Source organism: Streptomyces sp. GESEQ-35 (genome assembly GCF_017948485.1).
In the GTDB taxonomy this organism is placed as follows: Bacteria; Actinomycetota; Actinomycetes; order Streptomycetales; family Streptomycetaceae; genus Streptomyces.
On the sequence record NZ_JAFFSX010000086.1, the window covers coordinates 1 to 1,007 of the forward strand.

Annotated in this window: 1 protein-coding gene; it reads right to left on the reverse strand. The window is 68.5% G+C overall.

The window, feature by feature from the left end; genetic code table 11:
• Positions 1-338: 338 nt before the first annotated feature.
• On the reverse strand, positions 339-578 hold the full coding sequence (locus KCH87_RS49940; RefSeq protein ID WP_247197941.1) for a hypothetical protein: 240 nt from the start codon (positions 576-578) through the stop codon (positions 339-341).
• Positions 579-1,007 lie beyond the last annotated feature (429 nt).

Sequence of the window (1,007 nt, forward strand, 5' to 3'; positions counted from 1 at the left end):
CCGACAGCTCTACCCCGCGCTGCTCGCTCCCCCACTCCGCCGGTGCTGTCCAGTCGAGCAGCGCGGGCCGAACCCCATCCTCCGCGGGCCGCGCCACCTGATCTCTCGAAATCCCTGCACCGAGGTCGTGGTTCACGCATGCCCTACTCCCCCGTCCCGTTCCCATATACGCAGCGATAGGGATAGTGGGTGCCCTGGCTGTCCTGTCGACCGGGTGTTCCAGCTCGGCCGGCACCCCTTCCAAGACCACAACAAAACAGCCGTACTCCGTCTCAGCGGGCATCACCGACACGACCTCGCCGAGCGCGGAGAACCCTGGCCCGCCGCCAAGTTCCGCGTCACCAAAGGATGTTGAGCGCACCGCGCGGGAGCAGACCGAACTCGCCGCGGCCCGCAAGCGGATCGCGGAACTGGAAGCCGAGTTGGCCATCCACCGCCGGGCCGCCGAGTTGCTCGGGGAGGTGAGCTCTCCAAAAGGCGATTCGAGCCATCCGCGTGATGGCCGGTGAGGGACATTCCGTGCAGCGGGCCTGCCGGGTGGCGTTCGCCAGTCCCGCCCCGGAGTCGATCGAGATCACATTCGCGCCCCGCCGATGCCGTCGCGAAGCCAACTCCCCTACCTAGACGGCGATATGCGCGCGGTTCGCGGTGACCGGGGCGACGTCCTCACGCTCGCATATCAGCAGGTACTCGGCCAGTCCTCGGCCATAGGCGTCGATCGTGCGGGGTGCACGTCCGAAATCCGTCCAGACCCCGTCAGCTAGGTCTCTGCCTGCTCATGCCGGCCGAGCACCGGCACGGGCCGCACAGCGCAGCGCCCCGGCTGTCTGGCAGACAGCCGGGGCGCTCTGGTGGGAGCACGCCCGCAGCCGGGTGTTCAGTTGAACGTGTGCTCTGGCGCGAGCAGTCAGCAGCGCTTGTCGCTGGATGCCGTGAACTTGTCCGGGGACCCCTCCGGGATCACGGTGCCGACCGCGGAGGTGCACTCGTCGACCGTGTCGGTGCCG